The following is an 18,489-nucleotide window of genomic DNA, read 5'->3' as shown; positions in this document are numbered from 1 at the left end:
GTTATAGTTTATTCATATTTGGTATGGATTTTATTGAACTTGCCACCTAAATATTAAAACAATGGAGGAAAAGCGCTATTTTAGTTAGCAGAATAAATATGCTGGGAACCACAAAAGTGAACGGTATTACTGTTCGGTATGTAAAAAAAGCTTTTCATCTTTCAATAAATCAAATCTAAAGTCAACTATAATCTTTTAAAATATGAAAAATATATTTAGTCTTGTTGCAATTACTTTTTTTGGTTTCATGGTATATGGTCAGGATAATATGTTGTGTGTTGGAAGTCATTGGACCGAGGATGAAGCAAATATTGTGATGAAAAAATTTGCCTCGGAATGGAGCGACAAGGAATCCTGGGAACAAAGGTCATCGAGAATCAAGAAAGGTATTGTGGAAGGTATGCAACTGGATAAGATGCCAAGAATAACTGGCAATTTCAATCCTATTATTAAAAATACCAGGTCTATGGATGGTTATATTGTAGAAAATATAGCCATAGAGAGCTTTCCAGGTTTTTATATTACGGGCAACTTGTACAGGCCCATTAAAATGGAGGGCAAATATGCGGCTATTTTAAGCCCTCATGGCCATATGAAAGATAAAAGATATACGGACTATATTCAATGGCGTTGTGCTGCCCTAGCTAGAATGGGAGCGGTAGTTTTTGCATATGATATGGTGGGTTATGCCGAAAGTAACCAGGTGAACCACAAGATGCCTATTGCATTGCTGTTGCAAACTTGGAATAGCAAACGGGTCTTGGAATATTTGTTATCCAGGTCGGATGTGGATAAGGAACGTGTAGGGATGACCGGTGCCTCTGGAGGAGGTACACAGACCTTTGTCCTAACAGCTATTGATGATCGTATTAAAGTTGCAGCACCCGTGGTACAGGTTTCTGCCCACTTTTTCGGCGGGTGCGTTTGTGAGAGTGGAATGCCCATTCACAAAAGTGCAGACCACCAGACCAATAATGTGGAAATTGCTGCCCTTTGTGCTCCTCGACCCTTGCTATTGGTTTCGGATGGATCAGATTGGACACGGAATACTCCTAGGGTAGAGTATCCTTATATTCAAAAGGTATATGCCTTATATGATGCTGAGCACAAGGTTGAAAATGTTCATCTGCCGGCCGAAAGACACGATTATGGATATAATAAAAGAACGGCTCTCTACAATTTCTTTGACCATCATCTTGATCTCAACGCTGGGAATATTCCTTATGAGGAAGGTTATAAGGAGGATTTTGTTACAATTTTGGCCCCTGAGGATTTAATGGTTTTTGGCAAAGAAAATCCAAGGCCTAAAAATTCACTTCAGGGTGATGACGCAGTTATAAAATATCTGAAAATATCAATCGATTAAAATTAAATAGTTATTCATGCAAAATATACTTGTATCAGCCGATTGGCTTAAGGAACATTTGGATAAGCCCGAAATAGTAATTTTGGATGCTCGGTTACGATATGATGCAACAGATTCGGATATGGAGGATATAAGGGTCAAAGGAGCACGTATTTTTGATTTGGAAAATGAGTTTAGTGATAAAAATAGCCCGTTTCCGAATATGCTGCCCAGCTCGGCCCAATTCGAAATATCCTGTAGAAAATTGGGTATTAATAAATCCAGTAAAATAGTGGTTTATGATCATTTCGGTATATATATAAGCCCAAGGGTCTGGTGGATGTTCAAAGTTATGGGACATGACAATGTGAGTGTCCTTAATGGTGGTTTCCCTGAGTGGGATAGCAAGGGGTATGTGTCGGAAAAAGGAATTAGGAAGAAGGTTGGTATTGGTAATTTTAAAGCACACTTCAATCCTGAATTGGTAGTGGATTATGAACAAATCAAATATAATATTGAAGAGAAGAAGGCCTTGGTAATTGATGTCCGTTCTTCAGATCGCTTCCTTGGCCTTGTTCCAGAACCAAGGAAGGAATTAAGAAGAGGAAATATTCCAAACTCTATCAATATGCCGTATGAAACTGTACTTAAGGATGGGAAATATAAATCGGAGAATGAATTGAAGGAGATTTTTAGTGATTTAAAAAAGGAAGGGCGGCCTCTGGTGTTTAGTTGCGGTTCCGGAGTCACGGCCTGCATTGTTCTACTTGCTTCTGAAATGACCCTCGGAAATACCAAAAAGGTTTATGATGGATCGTGGACGGAGTACGCACAAGTTGCGGACTAATTTCATATTATTCCTAATCTATTTTTAGAAAGTTAAATTTGTCCAACAAAAGATGACCTTGAGCCAGAAAATATTAAATGGACCAGTCAAAGGATGGGCGGGATTCATTTTTTTAACTTGCTTCTTGGTGGCATGTCAGGAAAGTCACGTTAAAAAAATTAAAGTCGCCACTGCTGCAAATATGGCTTCTGCCATGGAGGAGTTGACAAAAGTCTATGCCAACAAATCTAGTTTGGAATTTGAATTGGTTGTGGGTTCGTCGGGTAAATTAACAGCACAAATTTTGGAAGGGGCGCCATATGACATTTTTGTGGCGGCAAATATGAAATATCCGGAAGCGGTTTTTAATGGGGGCAAGGCGATGAGTTCTCCTAAGGTCTATGCAAAGGGGCAATTGGTGCTTTGGTCAATGATTGAGAATATGCCGGTTTCAATTGCTGGGCTATCAAATTCCCAAATAGAACACATTGCTTTGGCAAACCCAAAAACTGCCCCATACGGAGTTGCTGCCACGGAAGTTTTGCAGCACTACGGATTGCAGGAAACCTTAGGACCCAAATTGGTTTTTGGGGAAAGCATTGGTCAGACAGATCAATTCATTATCTCCAAAGCTGCGCAGATTGGATTCACGGCCTTATCAACGGTACTATCTCCGGAAATGAGAGGTAAAGGTAGGTGGATTCTAATAGATCCTTCACTCTATTCCAACATTGGTCAAGGTGTGGTGCTTGTGAATCTAAAAGGGGATAATAATCATGAAGCCAAGGGCTTTTATGATTTTCTTTTTTCCAAGGATGCCATGGAGATATTAAAAGAATTTGGATATTTGGTGAATGAATAGTTTTCCTGGGCATATTACAGATATTAAAACTTATGGAAATATGTCCATTGTTTATGTAGAGGTAGATAACCAAATTGAACTAATTTCGGTAGTAATAGATACGCCTCAAACAGCCTCATATTTAATAAAGGGCAACAAGGTAAATGTCCTTTTTAAGGAAATGGAGGTTGCAATTAGTACGCAAAAAGAACTGGACGTTAGTATAGAGAATAAGATTCCTGGAATTATTACCAATATCGAAATAGGCGTATTAATGAGTAGATTAATTTTGGAAACCAGTATTGGTGAAGTCGTTGCCATAATAAGTAGCTTAAGTGTAAAGCAATTGGGATTGGTTGATAAAATGAAAGTGAAAATTATGGTTAAATTAAACGAGATAATACTGGCACCATAATGGATTGGCAACCTCTGGTTCTTACTTTTAAACTTGCCTTAATAACCACGGCTATATTGTTTGTGGTTTCAATTCCCATTGCCTATTGGCTCTCCAATACCAAATCTAAAATAAAGCCAGTGATAGAAACTCTGGTCAGCATGCCCTTGGTGCTGCCACCAACGGTATTGGGTTTTTATATGTTGGTGGCTTTTAGTCCGGAAAATGCTTTTGGGAATTGGTTGAATGAATGGTTGGGAATAAGACTTATATTTTCTTTTGGCGGTTTGGTGGTGGCTTCGGTCATATATAGCCTTCCGTTTATGGTACAACCTATTCAAGCCGGGCTTTCCTCCCTGCCATCTACACTAAAAGAAGCTTCATACACCATGGGGAAATCAAAAATGACAACCCTTATAAAAATATTATTGCCCAATGTTAAGCCCGCGCTTTTGACAGGCATTGTCTTGTCCTTTGCCCATACGGTTGGTGAGTTTGGCGTGGTTTTAATGATTGGAGGTAATATGCCAGGAAAGACCAAAGTAGCCTCTATTGCCATCTATGACGAGGTAGAAGCGATGAATTACTCCGCTGCCAATAGTTATTCATTGATATTGTTTTCCATAACCTTCATTATTCTACTTTTGGTTTATCTTGCAAATGGGGGATATTTTAAGCGCTTTGTTCCATGATACGGCTAAACCTAAAAAAAATACTTAAGTCGACCGGAGGAAAAATGGTCCTTGATTTGGAATTGAACATTGCAAAGGGGCAATTTGTTACCTTGTTCGGGGAATCCGGGGCCGGGAAAACCTCTACTTTAAGAATGCTTAGTGGCTTGTTGAAACCAGATATCGGAACTATTACTGTAGACGGGATAACTTGGTTTGATAGCAATAAGAATATTAATCTTGTTCCACAACAACGAAAGGTGGGTTATGTATTTCAAGACTACGCCCTGTTTCCTAATATGACGGTTAGGCAAAATTTGGAATATGCCCTTCAAAGGAACCAGGATAAATCTATAATTGAGGAGTTGTTGGATTTTGCACAGCTCAGCGAATTGCAACAAAGAAAACCGGAAACCCTTTCGGGGGGACAAAAACAACGAGTGGCATTGGCCAGAGCATTGGTGCAAAGACCGGAGATTTTAATTTTGGATGAACCATTATCAGCCTTAGATTTAAAGATGCGGATAAAATTGCAGGAGTACATTCTGCAAATCCATAAACAATTCAAACTCACTACGATACTGGTAAGTCATGATATTGGGGAAATTGTAAAATTATCGGATTGCGTATTTGAGCTTCAAAATGGTAAGGTAATCAAGAAAGGCGCGGCCGCCGATTTCTTTGGACTTAACAAGACCAGTGCTAAATTTAGGTTCTCTGGAGAAGTCCTGAAAATAGAAAGGGAGGATGTTATTTATGTAATTTCTGTACTTATTGGGAATGATATTATTAAGGTGGTTTCGGACCGTACTGAAGCTAATGGTTTAAAGGTGGGAGATCAGGTTCTTGTGGCTTCAAAGGCTTTTAACCCTATAATTCAAAAATTATAGGAATTGGTTTTGCCAGATATTAATGATTTCTTGGTTTAAACGGTCATCTCTGTAAATAGGCTCTCCAGATTTTTGTTTTTCCTACTTAATTGAAGTGTCTTTAACTGATTATCATGGGCAAAGTCGAATACCACAGGGCGCATATCCTTGGTAGTGTTAAAGGTAATCTCGTAAACAAAACCACCTATATTTTTAACCGCGGTCACATTGGGCAATTTATTCAGAAATGCTTCTTCCACTCTAAAATCGAATTCAACCACCAATATCTGGTCCTGTCCGTCCCTTAATTCCGAAAGTTTTTTATCTGCTACCAAGGTTCCTTTGTTCATTATCAGTACCCTGTCACAAACGGCTTCTACCTCTTTCATGATGTGCGTGGAAAGTAGAATAGTCTTTTCTTTTCCAATTTCCCGGATCAATTTTCTAATTTCCAACAATTGATTGGGGTCTAAACCCGTTGTTGGTTCATCCAAAATCAAAACCTCTGGGTCGTGCAAAAGTGCGGCGGCTAGTCCTACCCTCTGCCGATAACCTTTGGAAAGCTGTCCAATCTTTTTGTTGGCTTCGGGGGTAAGGCCTGTTTGGGCAATTACCGTATTGATCATATCCTTGTCAACTTTATATACGTCGGCATTAAATCCAAGATATTCCTTCACATACATGTCCAGATACAAAGGATTGTGTTCAGGGAGATAACCAATACTTTTTTGAACGCTCTGCTTATCTTTTTGTACGTCAAATGAATTTACTGCTGCCTGTCCTTCATCCGGGGTGTGGTAAGTGGTCAAAATTTTCATCATGGTGGATTTCCCAGCGCCATTGGGTCCTAAAAAGCCGACAATTTCTCCCTTTTCAATAGTAAAGGAAACCTTGTTCAATGCTATTTGTTTACCAAAGGATTTGGTGATGTTTTTTACTAGGATGGACATGCGTTTACTTTTTATCAAAAATAATGCAAATTAGTGAAATCTAGTTTTATTTATTCTTGATAAAATATTGAAGGTCAATGTTGGATAGTTGTTTTCTGTAAAGCTGGGTGTATTTATTTATACTTGATAATTCGTAAAATTGAGCCAATTTAGGGACGGAATTCACATTTTTTTTAAAATATAATAAATTAAATAAAAAAATTGTAGCTTAGGGAATGATTTATAAATATAATTATTACTTTAGCCGCAGTTTTACAAGAAAAATGACAAAGCAATATTTCTGGAACGGTTTTTATTTTTACTTCTTTTTTAAGGGAGGAAGGGGACTGTTCTAGCATATTTTAAAGTATATATAGATAAAAGTCCTGTGAAAACCAGGACTTTTTTTTTGGATATAACTTTCAAAATAAATGGTAAAATCCAAATGTAGTAAAGCTGAAAGGCTTTAATAGACAGGCAATTAAATTGTAATAAGGTGAAGTTAAAAATTGCAATACAGGGTATAAAAGGTTCTAACCACCATCAGGTGGCTAAGGATTATTTTGGCGATGATGTTACATTCGTTGAATGTTCGTCCTTTGATAGTTTGGTGGATCATCTGATAAATAAAACTGCGGATAAAGGGGTAATGGCCATTGAGAATTCCATTGCGGGGTCCATTATTCCCAATTATGCATTGGTGTTCCACAAAAACCTTCATATTATTGGTGAGCAGTATTTAAATATTCATCATAACCTAATGGTTTTAAAGGGTCAGACGATAGAGGATATACAAGAGGTTAGATCGCATCCCATGGCCCTGCTACAATGCCATGAGTTTTTTAAAAATTATAAGCACATTAAACTGGTGGAGGATGTAGATACGGCGGAGACGGCAAAAAGAATTCAGGAAAATCAGTTAAGGGGAATAGCAGCAATTGCGCCAAAAGTTGCGGCGGAATTGTACGACTTGGAGATTATACATTCGGAAATTCAGACGATAAAGGATAATTCCACTAGGTTTATAATAGTGAAGACCCAGAATAAAGCTTTGCCGGAGAATGAAATTAATAAGGCATCTGTGCGTTTTATCACTGACCATAAACGAGGAAGTCTTGCTGCAATTTTGAACGTTATGAGCGATTGTAATCTGAATCTAACCAAGATACAGTCTTTACCGGTAATAGAAACGCCATGGAAGTATTCTTTTTTCGTAGATGTTACCTTTGAAAAGTTTAAAAATTTTTCCAAAGCAAAAGCCTTGTTGGAAATTATGGCGGAAGAATTTAAAGTATTGGGAGAATATAAAAATGCCAGAATATTATGATTGGGGCAAATAGATTAAATACAGTTGAAGAATACTACTTTTCTAAAAAACTTAGAGAAGTAAGGGGGTTAATGGCCGAAGGTAGACCTATAATAAATATGGGTATCGGAAGCCCTGATTTGGAACCATCCATAGAGGTTCAGAATGCAGTGAAAGATGCTCTGAGCCATGATGGAGCGCATCAATATCAAAGTTATCAAGGATTGCCCGAACTAAGGGAATCGTTTACATCATTTTATAAGAATAAATTTGGTGTAAGTGTAAATCCTCAGACTGAGGTATTACCGTTGATGGGGTCTAAAGAGGGAATAATGCATATTAGCTTGGCCTTTTTAAATCCAGGAGATGAAGTGTTGATTCCTAATCCGGGATATCCAACATATACATCGGTTACCAATTTGGTAGGGGCGGTACCAAGGTACTATGACTTGACCAATAATAACGGTTGGTTTCCAGATTTGGAAGCATTGAGGTACCAAGACCTTGCTAAAGTGAAAATAATGTGGACCAGTTATCCACATATGCCCACAGGGGCGACGGCAAGTAGAGAACAATTAACGAAGCTTGTTGCTTTCGCCAAGGAAAACGATATATTATTGGTGAATGATAACCCTTATAGTTTTGTGTTGAACCAACATCCAATAAGTATTTTGGAGATAGAGGGTGCAATGGACGTGGCTTTAGAGTTAAATTCATTGAGCAAAACCTTTAATATGGCAGGCTGGCGTGTGGGGATGGTTTTCGGTAATAGTGAACATATTAATGCTGTTCTAAAGGTGAAAAGTAATATGGATTCCGGAATGTTCTACGGTATTCAAAAAGGGGCCATAGCTGCCTTAAACAGTAGTGAATCATGGTTTAGTGATTTGAATAGGGTATATAATGAAAGGAGAGAATTAATGTTCGCATTGGCCGATAAGTTGAAATGTACCTATGATAGAAATTCAGTAGGGATGTTCGTGTGGGCTAAATTACCGGCTGGGATTTCGTCTTCGGAAAAGTTTATTGACGCCGTCCTTTATGATAAGAACATTTTTATTACCCCTGGGACAATTTTTGGTTCAAATGGAGAGGGATATATTCGATTCTCCTTATGTGTTACGGCCGATAAGATTAAGGAAGCAATAGGTAGGTTTTAAAAAGTAGATAAGAAAGAATTAAGAAAAGAGAAGACAGAAGAAAATATAAAGTATCTGAGAGTAATTCTCTGTCTTTTTTCTAACATTTTTTTTCTGATAATAATAAAAGATGAATGTATTTGTAATCGGTATCGGTTTAATTGGAGGGTCTTTAGCCAAGGATATTAAGCGCAACCGGCCGGACTCCAAAATTTACGGAATAGATGCCAATGAATGTCACTTGGATGAGGCCTTGTCATTATCTTTGATCGATGAAAAATCGGACTATGGTCAACTTCATTTGGCCGATTTTGTAATCGTGAGTATTCCGGTGGATGTTATGGTTCTGGAATTGCCCAAAATATTGGATGCTGTAAATGATGATGCCATAGTGCTGGATGCGGGATCCACGAAGTCCTTGATCTGTAAAGTTGTGGAGAATCATCCTAAAAGAAGAAATTTTTTGGCTTGTCACCCGATTGCAGGAACCGAGTTTTCCGGACCTTCTGCGGCCATAGAAGGATTGTTTATGGGGAAGACGAATATCATATGTGAAATAGAGAAAACGGCCTTTAAATTACAGGAAAGGGCACTGGAGCTTTTTCAACAATTGGGTATGCGGATACGTTATATGAATCCGGAGGCACATGATAAACATATTGCTTATGTTTCACATTTGTCACATATTAGCTCTTTTATGTTGGGAAAGACCGTTATTGAGAAAGAGAGGAATGAACGTGATATTTTTGACATGGCCGGAAGTGGTTTTGAAAGCACTGTGAGGTTGGCCAAAAGTTCACCAGCTATGTGGACCCCGATTTTTAAACAAAACAAGGAAAATGTAGTTGAAACTTTGGGAGAATATATTCAAAATTTGAAAGAGTTTAAAGCAATGTTGATTGCCGATGATTATGAAGGCATATTTAATGAAATGAACAGTACAAATAAAATAAAGGAAATATTAAACGGAATACCACTTAACAAAAAATAGAGTATAGAAATGGAAAATTCAAAACAAATGAGAACATGGTTGGACGATATGAAATTGGACCATCCGTTAGTAATTGCCGGGCCCTGTAGTGCGGAAACAGAGGAGCAAGTGCTTCGAATTGCCAATGAGTTAAAAGATACCGATGTAAATTACTATCGTGCTGGTATCTGGAAACCAAGAACACGTCCTGGAATGTTTGAAGGAGTGGGAGCTTTAGGTTTAAAGTGGTTGCAAAAAGTTAAGGCGGAAACCGGCATGAAAACCTGTACTGAGGTAGCTAATGCTGCTCACGTAAAGTTGGCATTGGAACATGACGTAGATTTATTGTGGATCGGTGCCCGTTCAACGGTTAGTCCATTTATTATGCAAGAAATTGCAGATGCTCTAGAGGGAACAGATAAGATTGTTTTGGTAAAGAATCCTGTAAATCCCGATTTAGCTTTATGGCTTGGTGGAATTGAAAGATTGTATACTGCTGGAATAAAAAATCTAGGTGCCATACATAGAGGTTTCTCTACATATGAAAAAACAAAATATAGGAACATCCCTGAATGGCAATTGGCCATTGAATTTCAAAATAAATTTCCGGATTTACCTTTAATTAATGATCCTTCGCACATTACAGGAAATAGGGAAATGATTTTTGATGTTTCCCAAACCGCCTTGGATCTTAATTTTGATGGTTTAATGATTGAGACTCATTTTGATCCGGACAATGCGTGGAGTGATGCTGCCCAACAGGTAACTCCAGCCAAATTGATCCAGATTATGAGAGATTTGAAAATTAGAAAAGAATCTGATACAGAGGCAGGGTATAATGCTGAACTTAGTAACCTAAGAGCGCAAATAGATGTTCTTGATAGCCAGTTAATCGAAATGCTCGGGAAGAGAATGAAAATATCCGATGCCATTGGTGCCCTAAAAAAGCAGAAAAACGTTGCCGTATTGCAAAGCAATCGCTGGAATGCTATTTTGGGTAATATGATTTTGGAAGGTGAAGCTAAGGGTTTAAGTGAGGAATTTGTTTTAAAAATGTTTAAGGCAATTCACCAAGAATCCATTAATCACCAAGAGAAAATAATAAACTCATAAACTATTTTATTGGTTGACCGTTAAAACCACGCCTAATGGCGTGGTTTTTTTGTTAAATGCATTGTACTTTTACATTGGATGTAGATAGGTCGCCTGGAAAAATTAAAGTCTTGGACTTGCAAAGATATTCTCGGGCTTAGTGCAGAAATTTGTTTGTTGCTCTGTTAAAAAGTTAATTGTTTCATTAAATAAGTGTAACAAATGGACTTTTGTTTCATCTTTGCCAAGAAAATAAGTAGATTGAATAGTCTGATGTTTCCCCAAATTTTAATGGAAAAATTAAATAACAAAAATTTAAGGATGATGAAAAATGTTTTGCTAATAGGATTCCTTTGCCTATCACTCATAGGGTTTTCGCAAAGAACAATTGATAAATCCGTGGGTGATTTTAATGAAGTGAAAGTTTATGATTTAATAGAAGTTAACCTTATTAAATCGGATGAAAATAAGGTTTTGGTAAAAGGGGACAATGTTGATGATATACAAATTGTAAATAAGAATGGAGTTCTTAAGATAAAAATGGAACTGGATAAAAAGTTTCACGGGGAAAATACCTTTGTAGAGGTGTATTTTAATAATATAGACTTAATTGATGGGAATGAGGGCGCAAGAATTACGGTCAACGAAACCTTAAGCCAAGAAAAGATAGAATTAAAGACCCAAGAAGGTGCCAAAATAAAAATAGGACTTGATGTGCATCAATTGATCGTACGATGTGTAACTGGCGGTAATGTTGAGGCATCTGGCAAGACTATAAATCAAGAGGTCGTCCTAAATACGGGAGGAGTTTTTGAGGGGAAACCACTTCTTAGTCAGAAGGCCAGAGTTAAAATAACCGCTGCCGGTGAGGCTGCAATATTTGCTTCGGATGCAATAGATATTAATATAAAAGCAGGTGGGGATGTTTTTGTTTATGGAAATCCAAAAGAGGTAAATAAGAATACGTTTGCTGGAGGAAGAGTGAAAATTATGGAATAGTATATCCTTAAATAGGACTGCAAACACTGAATCCATCCATTTGGCGGGATTCAGTGTTTTTTTGTTGACCTAGAAGATTACTTCTTAAATATGTAACGTGTTATAAAAATTCCTTGGCCATCATCCTTGCCACTATCGCTTTCAACTGCGCTGGTAACAAAGGCCAGTTCCCATCCTTCGGCCACCATGGCATTAATTTTTGATGATATCAAAGCGTCATTGGCAGCAATATTTTGGAATCTAATTCCCCCAATATTGTAAAAATTCAAAAGCTTGGTTTCTTCAAAATTCTTCACCCGAATATCACCGCGGTCAGATTTATTTCTACTGTTATCTTCATCGGTTTGTTCACTGGTAAACTCTTTGTAATCCCTGTCCTCTGTGGCGCTAATGATCCTAGATCTCCCCAGACCACTCGGAACAATGGATTCTACACTGGTGATCACTTTAAATTGTTGGGCATTAACCTCCATAACTGCAGCAAAAACAAAGCAGGTAATAATTATAAATTTTTTCATTTTCGTGTTTTTTTATGGTTTATAATTGATTAACAACGATCAATTTTAAAAGCTAGTATAAAACTAAAGTTGTTTCTTTGTAGGTAAATCTGTCAGAACTCGTTAATGGAAGGAACTGTATATAAATCTACTGGAAGTTGGTATAGCGTAAAAACTGGCGATGGAGCTTTTTACGAATGTCGGATTAAGGGGAAATTTCGCCTTAAGGGGATAAAGAGTACCAATCCTGTATCCGTTGGCGATAGGGTGGTGTTTGACCTAGATGGGGCTGCTGAGAACTTTCAAGGCATTATTACCGAAATTAAGGATAGGAAGAATTACATTATTAGAAAATCGGTAAACCTATCAAAGCAAACCCATATAATTGCGGCTAATTTGGATCAGGTTTTCCTAATTGTAACCTTAAATAATCCACCCACTTTTACGAGTTTTATCGACCGGTTTTTGGTGACATCAGAGGCATACCATATTCCTGCTGTTTTACTTTTTAATAAAATAGATACTTATAGTGAGGAGGAACTGGATGAGATTAAGTATTTAGCAAACCTATATAGGGAGGTTGGATACACCTGTATCGGGATATCTGCCAAAACCGGAAAAAATGTGGATCAGGTAAAGGAATTGATGGTGGGTAAAACAAGTATGTTTTCTGGGCATTCCGGAGTGGGTAAATCTACTTTGGTCAATGCCATAGAGCCACAATTGGATCTAAAGACAAAAAATATTTCCTCCCAACATATGCAGGGTCAACATACTACAACTTTCGCAGAAATGTTCGATTTGGAATTCGGAGCAAAAATAATTGATACCCCTGGTATCAAAGGGTTCGGGATAGTAGATATGGAAAAGGAAGAAATAGGGGATTATTTTCCTGAATTTTTTAAGTTGAAAGGCGAGTGCAAGTTTAATAATTGCCTGCATTTGGACGAGCCTCATTGTGCGGTAAAAGAGGCCTTGGACAATAATGAGGTGGCTTGGAGCCGATATAAAAGTTATGTGCAGATGATAAGTGGGGAACAAGAGCACTATAGGGTAGATATTTACGGGGAAAAATAATGCGTGCAACGATACAAAGGGTAACCACGGCCAATGTAACGGTGGATCAGACAATAGTTTCAGAAATTTCGAACGGACTACTTATTTTTCTCGGGATCGAGGAGGCCGATAACGAGGAGGATATAAAGTGGCTTTCCAATAGGATTGCAAATCTGAGAATTTTTAATGATGCACAGAACGTAATGAATTTGTCCCTTCTTCAGGTCAAAGGACAGGCCTTGGTGATAAGTCAGTTTACGCTTCATGCCTCCACAAAAAAAGGAAATAGGCCCAGTTATATTAAAGCTGCAAAACCAGCCATAGCGATCCCACTATATGAAAGCTTTGTAACACAATTGGAAAAGGATCTTGGACAGAAAGTGGGAACTGGTATTTTTGGGGCGGATATGAAAGTTGCCCTACTCAATGATGGACCGGTAACCATACAAATAGATACAAAAAATAAGGAATAATGAATATAGAAAATGCACAAGAAGCCGTAGACGAATGGATCAAGACCCATGGGGTACGGTATTTTAACGAGCTTACCAATATGGCCCAGCTTACAGAGGAAGTGGGGGAGGTGGCCCGTATTATAGCCAGGCGTTATGGTGAACAAAGCGAAAAGGAGTCGGACAAGAATAAAGATCTAGGGGAAGAATTGGCAGATGTACTTTTTGTAGTGTTATGTTTGGCCAATCAGACCGGAATAAACTTGCAGGAGTCTTTTGATAAGAAATTAAACCTTAAGACCAAACGTGATCATGATCGCCACCACAACAATAAAAAGCTGAAATAGTGCTATATTTGTCGTTTGTTTTTGTGCGTTCATTCAAAAACAAAAAATTAAGCAAATAAGTCTAAAAAATACCATATAAATTGAAGCTACATTTATCTGCCCCTTCGCAAACCTTAATAAAATCCGAAGTAAAAATCACGGGATCCAAAAGTGAATCCAATAGGTTGTTGTTGTTACAGGCCTTGTTTCCCAACATAAAAATCAATAATCTTTCCAATTCAGACGATGCAGAAGTAATGCAAAAAGGGTTGCTTATCAGTAATGGGGTAGTGGATATTCACCATGCAGGTACGGCAATGCGTTTTTTAACAGCTTATTTTGCTTCACAGGAAAATAAAGAAGTTACCCTAACAGGTTCTAAACGAATGACCGAAAGACCAATAAAAGTATTGGTAGAGGCATTGCGCAGTTTGGGTGCTGAAATCAATTATGTGAATAATGAGGGTTATCCGCCAATAAATATTAAGGGCAAAAAACTGTTGAAGCATAAGGTAAGCCTACCTGCAGATATTAGTAGCCAATATATATCGGCATTACTTTTAATAGCGCCAAGCCTTGAAAATGGCCTGGAATTGGAATTGGTTGGTAAAATTACTTCGGTGCCTTATATAAAAATGACCTTGGGCCTGCTTTCGCAAATTGGGGTGGTCAGTTCTTTTGAAGGGAATACGATCAAGGTATCGCCGAAAACTACAATTGAACCATCTATTCAAGTAGTGGAATCGGATTGGAGTTCTGCATCATATTTTTATAGTATTGTAGCAATGTGCGCCATAGGTACGGAGATTTCTTTAACGGCCTATAACAGAAATAGCCTTCAAGGGGATAGTGTACTTAAGGAAATATATAAGGATTTTGGAGTTGAAACAAGCTTTCAAGATCATCAGGTTATCTTGAGAAAGACGGCAAATCCACTAAATACCACCTTTAATTTTGAGCTTGCAAATGCTCCTGATATAGCACAAACCATTGCTGTAACTTGTTTCGGTTTGGGAGTAGGTTGTCATATGACTGGTCTACATACCCTTAAAATTAAGGAAACAGACCGATTGGAAGCTTTAAAGACAGAATTGACCAAGTTGGGTGCCCCTATATCGGTGACCGATAAAACTCTGACTCTGGAGCCTTCCAAAGAAGTAAAAAAAGAAATCGCCATAGATACGTATAACGACCATAGAATGGCTATGGCTTTTGCTCCACTTGCCTTAAAAACTTCCCTGTTTGTCAACGATGCGGAAGTGGTTTCCAAATCATACCCTGACTTTTGGGAGGACATAAAAAATTTAAAATTTAAGGTGCAAACCGTCTGATTTTTATTTAAATGGGGTTTTACTTGACATCGCCCCTTGCATCGTCGTATATTTGCAGCCGCTAAACATGAATCTAAAATTTAAGGAAAATACTAAATGAAATTATCGCACTTCAATTTTGAACTTCCAAACGAATTATTGGCAGAGTATCCAGCAGAGAATAGAGATGAGTCCAAATTAATGGTCATTCATAGAGAAACGGGTAAAATTGAGCACAAAATGTTCAAGGACCTTATAAACTATTTTGATGAGGGCGATGTAATGGTACTTAACAACACCAAGGTTTTTCCCGCTAGATTATACGGTAATAAGGAAAAGACAGGAGCCAGAATTGAGGTTTTTTTATTGCGTGAATTAAATGAGGAGCAACGTCTTTGGGATGTTTTGGTAGATCCTGCTCGTAAAATAAGAATTGGAAATAAACTTTATTTCGGTGATGATGAAACTTTGGTTGCCGAGGTAATAGACAATACAACCTCTAGAGGAAGAACATTAAGGTTCCTTTACGATGGTTCTTACACCGATTTTAGAAGAAAGTTAAAAGAACTTGGAGAAACTCCTTTGCCTAAATATATTAAGCGAAAGGTAGAGGCCGAGGATGAAAAAAGATATCAAACCATTTATGCCAAGCATGAGGGTGCAGTAGCTGCCCCTACGGCCGGTTTGCATTTTTCCAAACATTTGTTGAAGAGATTGGAGATCAAAGGAATCGACTTTGCGGAGGTAACCTTGCATGTTGGTCTTGGGACTTTTAATCCTGTGGAAGTAGAAGATCTTTCCAAGCACAAGATGGATAGTGAAGAATTGATTATCGATGAAAAGGCAACCGAAATTGTGAATTCGGCTAAAGTTAAGAAACGTAGAATATGTGCCGTAGGTACTACCGCTATGAGGGCTTTGGAAAGTGCAGTATCTTCCCAACAGACACTAAATACGTTTGACGGTTGGACAAACAAGTTTGTTTTCCCTCCATACGATTTTAGTATTGCAAATGCGATGGTGACCAATTTTCACTTACCGAAATCTACCCTATTAATGATGGTTTCGGCCTTCATGGGGCATGACTTAATGAAGAAGGCGTATAAGGAAGCAATTTTGGAAGGATATAAATTTTATTCTTACGGTGATGCCATGTTGATTATATAGGTATCCAAAATAATATTTAAATCCCGCCAGTATCACAGATAAATCTGTATTGGCGGGATTTTTTTATAGAATCAATTATCTTTAGGAAGTGGAAATCGCAAAAAACAAAAGAGATATAAGGGCATTTACCAAAGAACAGCTTAGGTCGTTCTTTGAAACCCAAGGTGACAAAGCCTTTAGGGGTAATCAGGTCTATGAATGGTTGTGGCAAAAATCGGCCCATACCTTCGAGGATATGACCAATATCTCTAAGGAAACAAGGCAAATGCTGGAGGATAATTTTGTGATTAACCACATAAAGGTAGATCAAATGCAACGCAGTAGTGACGGAACCATTAAAAATGCCGTTCGTCTACACGATGATCTTATTGTGGAATCCGTTTTGATTCCGACCAAAACCAGGACCACCGCCTGCGTCTCCAGTCAGGTAGGTTGTAGTTTGGATTGTAAATTTTGTGCCACAGCCCGGCTAAAGCGGATGCGGAACTTAAATCCGGATGAGATTTATGACCAAGTGGTGGCCATTGATAATGAAAGTAGGCTGTATTTTGATCGTCCATTGAGCAATATTGTTTTTATGGGCATGGGAGAGCCATTAATGAATTATAACAATGTACTTAAGGCCATAGATAAGATTACTTCACCGGAAGGTTTGGGGATGTCACCTAAACGTATTATTGTGTCTACCTCGGGAGTGCCAAAGATGATACGAAAAATGGCAGATGAGCAGGTGAAGTTTAAGTTGGCGGTATCCCTGCATTCCGCTATTGATGAAATCCGGACATCCATTATGCCATTTAATGCGAAATTTACTTTGGCCGACCTTCGCGAGTCACTTGAGTATTGGTATCTAAAAACCAAGAGTAGGATAACGTATGAATACGTCGTTTGGGATGGTATTAACGATACCCAAAATGATGCAAATGCTTTGGTAGATTTCTGCAGGTTTGCCCCTTCCAAGGTTAATCTAATTGAATACAACCCTATTGATGACGGGGAATTTCAACAGGCAAAAAATGCTGCCATCGAAATGTACGTTAGTACCTTGGAGAGAAATGGCATTACCGTTACGGTAAGGCGTTCTAGGGGCAAGGATATTGACGCTGCCTGTGGACAATTGGCAAATAAATCCTAAATAGACTGTGTCCAAAGGCCTGCGGGCAAGGTGGATTCTATTTCCAAACACAAATTCGCTGAAATCTATAAATTACGGTCACATTACCATTATTGGCTGGTGATTACTATGTTTTTTTGCCTAATTTTACGCAACAGAACAAGCAATCCAAAACAGCCTAATCTATCCGTTGAAAATTGTATCCCAAATAAAGGAACCGATTAATCAGGAAATGGAACTTTTTGAAAAAAAGTTTTATGAATCCATGTCTTCCAAGGTTGCGCTATTAAATAGAATCACTTACTATATCGTTAACCGAAAAGGGAAGCAGATGCGGCCCATGTTTGTATTTCTTACCGCCAAACTTCTGAACAACGGACAGGTCAACGAAAGGACTTATAGAGGGGCGTCGGTTATAGAATTGATACATACCGCTACCCTGGTCCATGATGATGTGGTAGATGATAGTAATAAACGTCGAGGCTTTTTTTCGGTAAATGCTTTGTGGAAAAACAAAATCGCCGTTTTGGTAGGGGATTATTTGCTTTCCAAAGGGCTACTGTTGTCCATAGATAACGGAGATTTTGATCTTCTTAAAATTATTTCCGTCGCTGTACGTGAAATGAGTGAGGGAGAATTGCTGCAAATAGAAAAAGCCAGGCGACTGGATATTACCGAGGAGGTGTATTACGATATTATAAGGCAGAAAACCGCAACCCTAATTGCTGCTTGTTGTAGTTTGGGCGCTTGTTCTGTTAAGCCCGACTCCACAGATGTGGAGACTTTCAGGAAATTTGGTGAGTTAATAGGGATGGCCTTTCAAATTAAGGATGATTTGTTCGATTACGGGGAAGAGAGGATTGGCAAACCTACTGGTATAGATATTAAGGAACAAAAAATGACCTTGCCCTTGATTTTTGTACTCAACAAATGTTATAAGGCAGAAAAAAAGTGGTTGATCAATTCTATTAAGAATCACAACAAGGATAAAAAACGAGTCAAGGAAGTTATTGCCTTTGTAAAAGAGAACGGTGGCCTTGAATATGCCGTGAAAAAGATGCTCGCCTATAAGGAGGAGGCATTGGCCTTATTGGCGACCTACCCAGATTCAGAATATAGGAGTTCACTGGAACTTATGGTGAACTATGTGGTAGATCGAAAGAAGTAAATCTATACTGCTGTAAAT

20 protein-coding genes are annotated in these 18,489 nt (G+C 38.2%); 18 read left to right on the top strand and 2 right to left on the bottom strand.

The features are described from left to right. Positions 1-202: 202 nt before the first annotated feature. The 6 genes from H4O18_RS03935 to H4O18_RS03910 all read left to right on the top strand — a co-directional run bounded on the left by H4O18_RS03935 (position 203) and on the right by H4O18_RS03910 (position 4,967). A complete protein-coding gene (locus tag H4O18_RS03935; RefSeq protein WP_187581806.1) occupies positions 203-1,366 on the top strand; it encodes an alpha/beta hydrolase family protein in 1,164 nt (387 codons plus the stop codon). Between the two features lie 16 nt (positions 1,367-1,382). Beyond that, positions 1,383-2,192, top strand: a complete 810-nt coding sequence (locus H4O18_RS03930; protein ID WP_187581805.1) for a sulfurtransferase — start codon at positions 1,383-1,385, stop codon at positions 2,190-2,192. A 127-nt stretch (positions 2,193-2,319) separates the two neighbouring features. Continuing rightward, positions 2,320-3,033 carry a molybdate ABC transporter substrate-binding protein gene (gene modA / locus H4O18_RS03925; protein ID WP_343065406.1) on the top strand — a complete coding sequence of 238 codons (714 nt, stop codon included), beginning with the start codon at positions 2,320-2,322 and terminating at the stop codon, positions 3,031-3,033. A 40-nt stretch (positions 3,034-3,073) separates the two neighbouring features. After that, positions 3,074-3,427, top strand: a complete 354-nt coding sequence (locus H4O18_RS03920; RefSeq protein WP_222942327.1) for a TOBE domain-containing protein — start codon at positions 3,074-3,076, stop codon at positions 3,425-3,427. Next, positions 3,427-4,098, top strand: a complete 672-nt coding sequence (gene modB, locus H4O18_RS03915) for a molybdate ABC transporter permease subunit (RefSeq protein WP_187581802.1) — start codon at positions 3,427-3,429, stop codon at positions 4,096-4,098. Before H4O18_RS03920 ends, modB begins: the two co-directional genes overlap by 1 nt. After that, a complete protein-coding gene (locus tag H4O18_RS03910; protein ID WP_187581801.1) occupies positions 4,095-4,967 on the top strand; it encodes an ABC transporter ATP-binding protein in 873 nt (290 codons plus the stop codon). Before modB ends, H4O18_RS03910 begins: the two co-directional genes overlap by 4 nt. A 35-nt stretch (positions 4,968-5,002) precedes the next feature. Here H4O18_RS03910 and gldA read toward each other — a convergent pair whose 3' ends face one another. Next, entirely contained in the window at positions 5,003-5,896 is an 894-nt protein-coding gene (gldA, locus tag H4O18_RS03905; RefSeq protein WP_187581800.1) for a gliding motility-associated ABC transporter ATP-binding subunit GldA, read from the bottom strand. A gap of 475 nt (positions 5,897-6,371) precedes the next feature. Between gldA and H4O18_RS03900 the strand changes: the two genes are divergently transcribed. From H4O18_RS03900 to H4O18_RS03880, 5 genes are all read left to right on the top strand, one after another. Next, positions 6,372-7,202, top strand: coding sequence for a prephenate dehydratase domain-containing protein (locus H4O18_RS03900; protein WP_187581799.1), 831 nt, complete (start codon positions 6,372-6,374; stop codon positions 7,200-7,202). After that, complete coding sequence (locus H4O18_RS03895) at positions 7,199-8,341, top strand: pyridoxal phosphate-dependent aminotransferase (protein ID WP_222942326.1); 1,143 nt, start codon at positions 7,199-7,201, stop codon at positions 8,339-8,341. The genes H4O18_RS03900 and H4O18_RS03895 overlap by 4 nt, the downstream gene beginning before the upstream one ends. 109 nt (positions 8,342-8,450) lie before the next feature. Next, complete coding sequence (locus tag H4O18_RS03890; protein ID WP_187581798.1) at positions 8,451-9,311, top strand: prephenate dehydrogenase; 861 nt, start codon at positions 8,451-8,453, stop codon at positions 9,309-9,311. A gap of 9 nt (positions 9,312-9,320) precedes the next feature. Continuing rightward, the gene (locus tag H4O18_RS03885) at positions 9,321-10,403 is read left to right on the top strand and encodes a bifunctional 3-deoxy-7-phosphoheptulonate synthase/chorismate mutase type II (protein ID WP_187581797.1); all 1,083 of its coding nucleotides are present in this window, start codon (positions 9,321-9,323) and stop codon (positions 10,401-10,403) included. Between the two features lie 300 nt (positions 10,404-10,703). After that, complete coding sequence (locus H4O18_RS03880) at positions 10,704-11,381, top strand: head GIN domain-containing protein (protein ID WP_343065405.1); 678 nt, start codon at positions 10,704-10,706, stop codon at positions 11,379-11,381. Between the two features lie 77 nt (positions 11,382-11,458). Here H4O18_RS03880 and H4O18_RS03875 read toward each other — a convergent pair whose 3' ends face one another. Continuing rightward, on the bottom strand, positions 11,459-11,899 hold the full coding sequence (locus H4O18_RS03875) for a hypothetical protein (RefSeq protein WP_187581796.1): 441 nt from the start codon (positions 11,897-11,899) through the stop codon (positions 11,459-11,461). Between the two features lie 105 nt (positions 11,900-12,004). On the opposite strand from H4O18_RS03875, the gene rsgA reads away from it, so the two are divergent. From rsgA to H4O18_RS03840, 7 genes are all read left to right on the top strand, one after another. Beyond that, positions 12,005-12,955 (top strand): ribosome small subunit-dependent GTPase A, encoded by a 951-nt coding sequence (rsgA, locus tag H4O18_RS03870; protein ID WP_187581795.1) that lies wholly within the window; start codon positions 12,005-12,007, stop codon positions 12,953-12,955. Next, on the top strand, positions 12,955-13,407 hold the full coding sequence (dtd, locus tag H4O18_RS03865) for a D-aminoacyl-tRNA deacylase (RefSeq protein ID WP_187581794.1): 453 nt from the start codon (positions 12,955-12,957) through the stop codon (positions 13,405-13,407). Before rsgA ends, dtd begins: the two co-directional genes overlap by 1 nt. After that, a complete protein-coding gene (locus tag H4O18_RS03860) occupies positions 13,407-13,733 on the top strand; it encodes a nucleotide pyrophosphohydrolase (protein WP_187581793.1) in 327 nt (108 codons plus the stop codon). The genes dtd and H4O18_RS03860 overlap by 1 nt, the downstream gene beginning before the upstream one ends. A gap of 80 nt (positions 13,734-13,813) precedes the next feature. Next, on the top strand, positions 13,814-15,043 hold the full coding sequence (locus H4O18_RS03855; protein ID WP_187581792.1) for a 3-phosphoshikimate 1-carboxyvinyltransferase: 1,230 nt from the start codon (positions 13,814-13,816) through the stop codon (positions 15,041-15,043). 96 nt (positions 15,044-15,139) lie between these two features. Beyond that, positions 15,140-16,189 carry a tRNA preQ1(34) S-adenosylmethionine ribosyltransferase-isomerase QueA gene (queA, locus tag H4O18_RS03850; RefSeq protein ID WP_187581791.1) on the top strand — a complete coding sequence of 350 codons (1,050 nt, stop codon included), beginning with the start codon at positions 15,140-15,142 and terminating at the stop codon, positions 16,187-16,189. 94 nt (positions 16,190-16,283) lie between these two features. Beyond that, positions 16,284-17,324, top strand: coding sequence for a dual-specificity RNA methyltransferase RlmN (gene rlmN / locus H4O18_RS03845; protein ID WP_187581923.1), 1,041 nt, complete (start codon positions 16,284-16,286; stop codon positions 17,322-17,324). A gap of 169 nt (positions 17,325-17,493) precedes the next feature. Further along, positions 17,494-18,471 carry a polyprenyl synthetase family protein gene (locus H4O18_RS03840; protein WP_187581790.1) on the top strand — a complete coding sequence of 326 codons (978 nt, stop codon included), beginning with the start codon at positions 17,494-17,496 and terminating at the stop codon, positions 18,469-18,471. The last annotated feature ends 18 nt before the right edge of the window (positions 18,472-18,489 follow it).

This window comes from Arenibacter arenosicollis (assembly GCF_014397245.1).
Classification (GTDB): Bacteria; Bacteroidota; Bacteroidia; order Flavobacteriales; family Flavobacteriaceae; genus Arenibacter; species Arenibacter arenosicollis.
Note: the sequence above shows the minus strand (reverse complement) of the source record. Positions and strands in the feature narration are given on the sequence as shown.

Bases quoted from the DNA above. Each gene is read 5' to 3' on its own strand.
- queA (WP_187581791.1), top strand. From the start codon at position 15,140: ATGAAATTATCGCACTTCAATTTTGAACTTCCAAACGAATTATTGGCA.
- H4O18_RS03910 (WP_187581801.1), top strand. From the start codon at position 4,095: ATGATACGGCTAAACCTAAAAAAAATACTTAAGTCGACCGGAGGAAAA.
- H4O18_RS03875 (WP_187581796.1), bottom strand. From the start codon at position 11,899: ATGAAAAAATTTATAATTATTACCTGCTTTGTTTTTGCTGCAGTTATG.
- modB (WP_187581802.1), top strand. From the start codon at position 3,427: ATGGATTGGCAACCTCTGGTTCTTACTTTTAAACTTGCCTTAATAACC.
- H4O18_RS03885 (WP_187581797.1), top strand. From the start codon at position 9,321: ATGGAAAATTCAAAACAAATGAGAACATGGTTGGACGATATGAAATTG.
- rsgA (WP_187581795.1), top strand. From the start codon at position 12,005: ATGGAAGGAACTGTATATAAATCTACTGGAAGTTGGTATAGCGTAAAA.
- H4O18_RS03860 (WP_187581793.1), top strand. From the start codon at position 13,407: ATGAATATAGAAAATGCACAAGAAGCCGTAGACGAATGGATCAAGACC.
- dtd (WP_187581794.1), top strand. From the start codon at position 12,955: ATGCGTGCAACGATACAAAGGGTAACCACGGCCAATGTAACGGTGGAT.
- H4O18_RS03895 (WP_222942326.1), top strand. From the start codon at position 7,199: ATGATTGGGGCAAATAGATTAAATACAGTTGAAGAATACTACTTTTCT.
- H4O18_RS03920 (WP_222942327.1), top strand. From the start codon at position 3,074: ATGTCCATTGTTTATGTAGAGGTAGATAACCAAATTGAACTAATTTCG.
- gldA (WP_187581800.1), bottom strand. From the start codon at position 5,896: ATGTCCATCCTAGTAAAAAACATCACCAAATCCTTTGGTAAACAAATA.
- H4O18_RS03935 (WP_187581806.1), top strand. From the start codon at position 203: ATGAAAAATATATTTAGTCTTGTTGCAATTACTTTTTTTGGTTTCATG.
- H4O18_RS03930 (WP_187581805.1), top strand. From the start codon at position 1,383: ATGCAAAATATACTTGTATCAGCCGATTGGCTTAAGGAACATTTGGAT.
- H4O18_RS03890 (WP_187581798.1), top strand. From the start codon at position 8,451: ATGAATGTATTTGTAATCGGTATCGGTTTAATTGGAGGGTCTTTAGCC.
- H4O18_RS03880 (WP_343065405.1), top strand. From the start codon at position 10,704: ATGATGAAAAATGTTTTGCTAATAGGATTCCTTTGCCTATCACTCATA.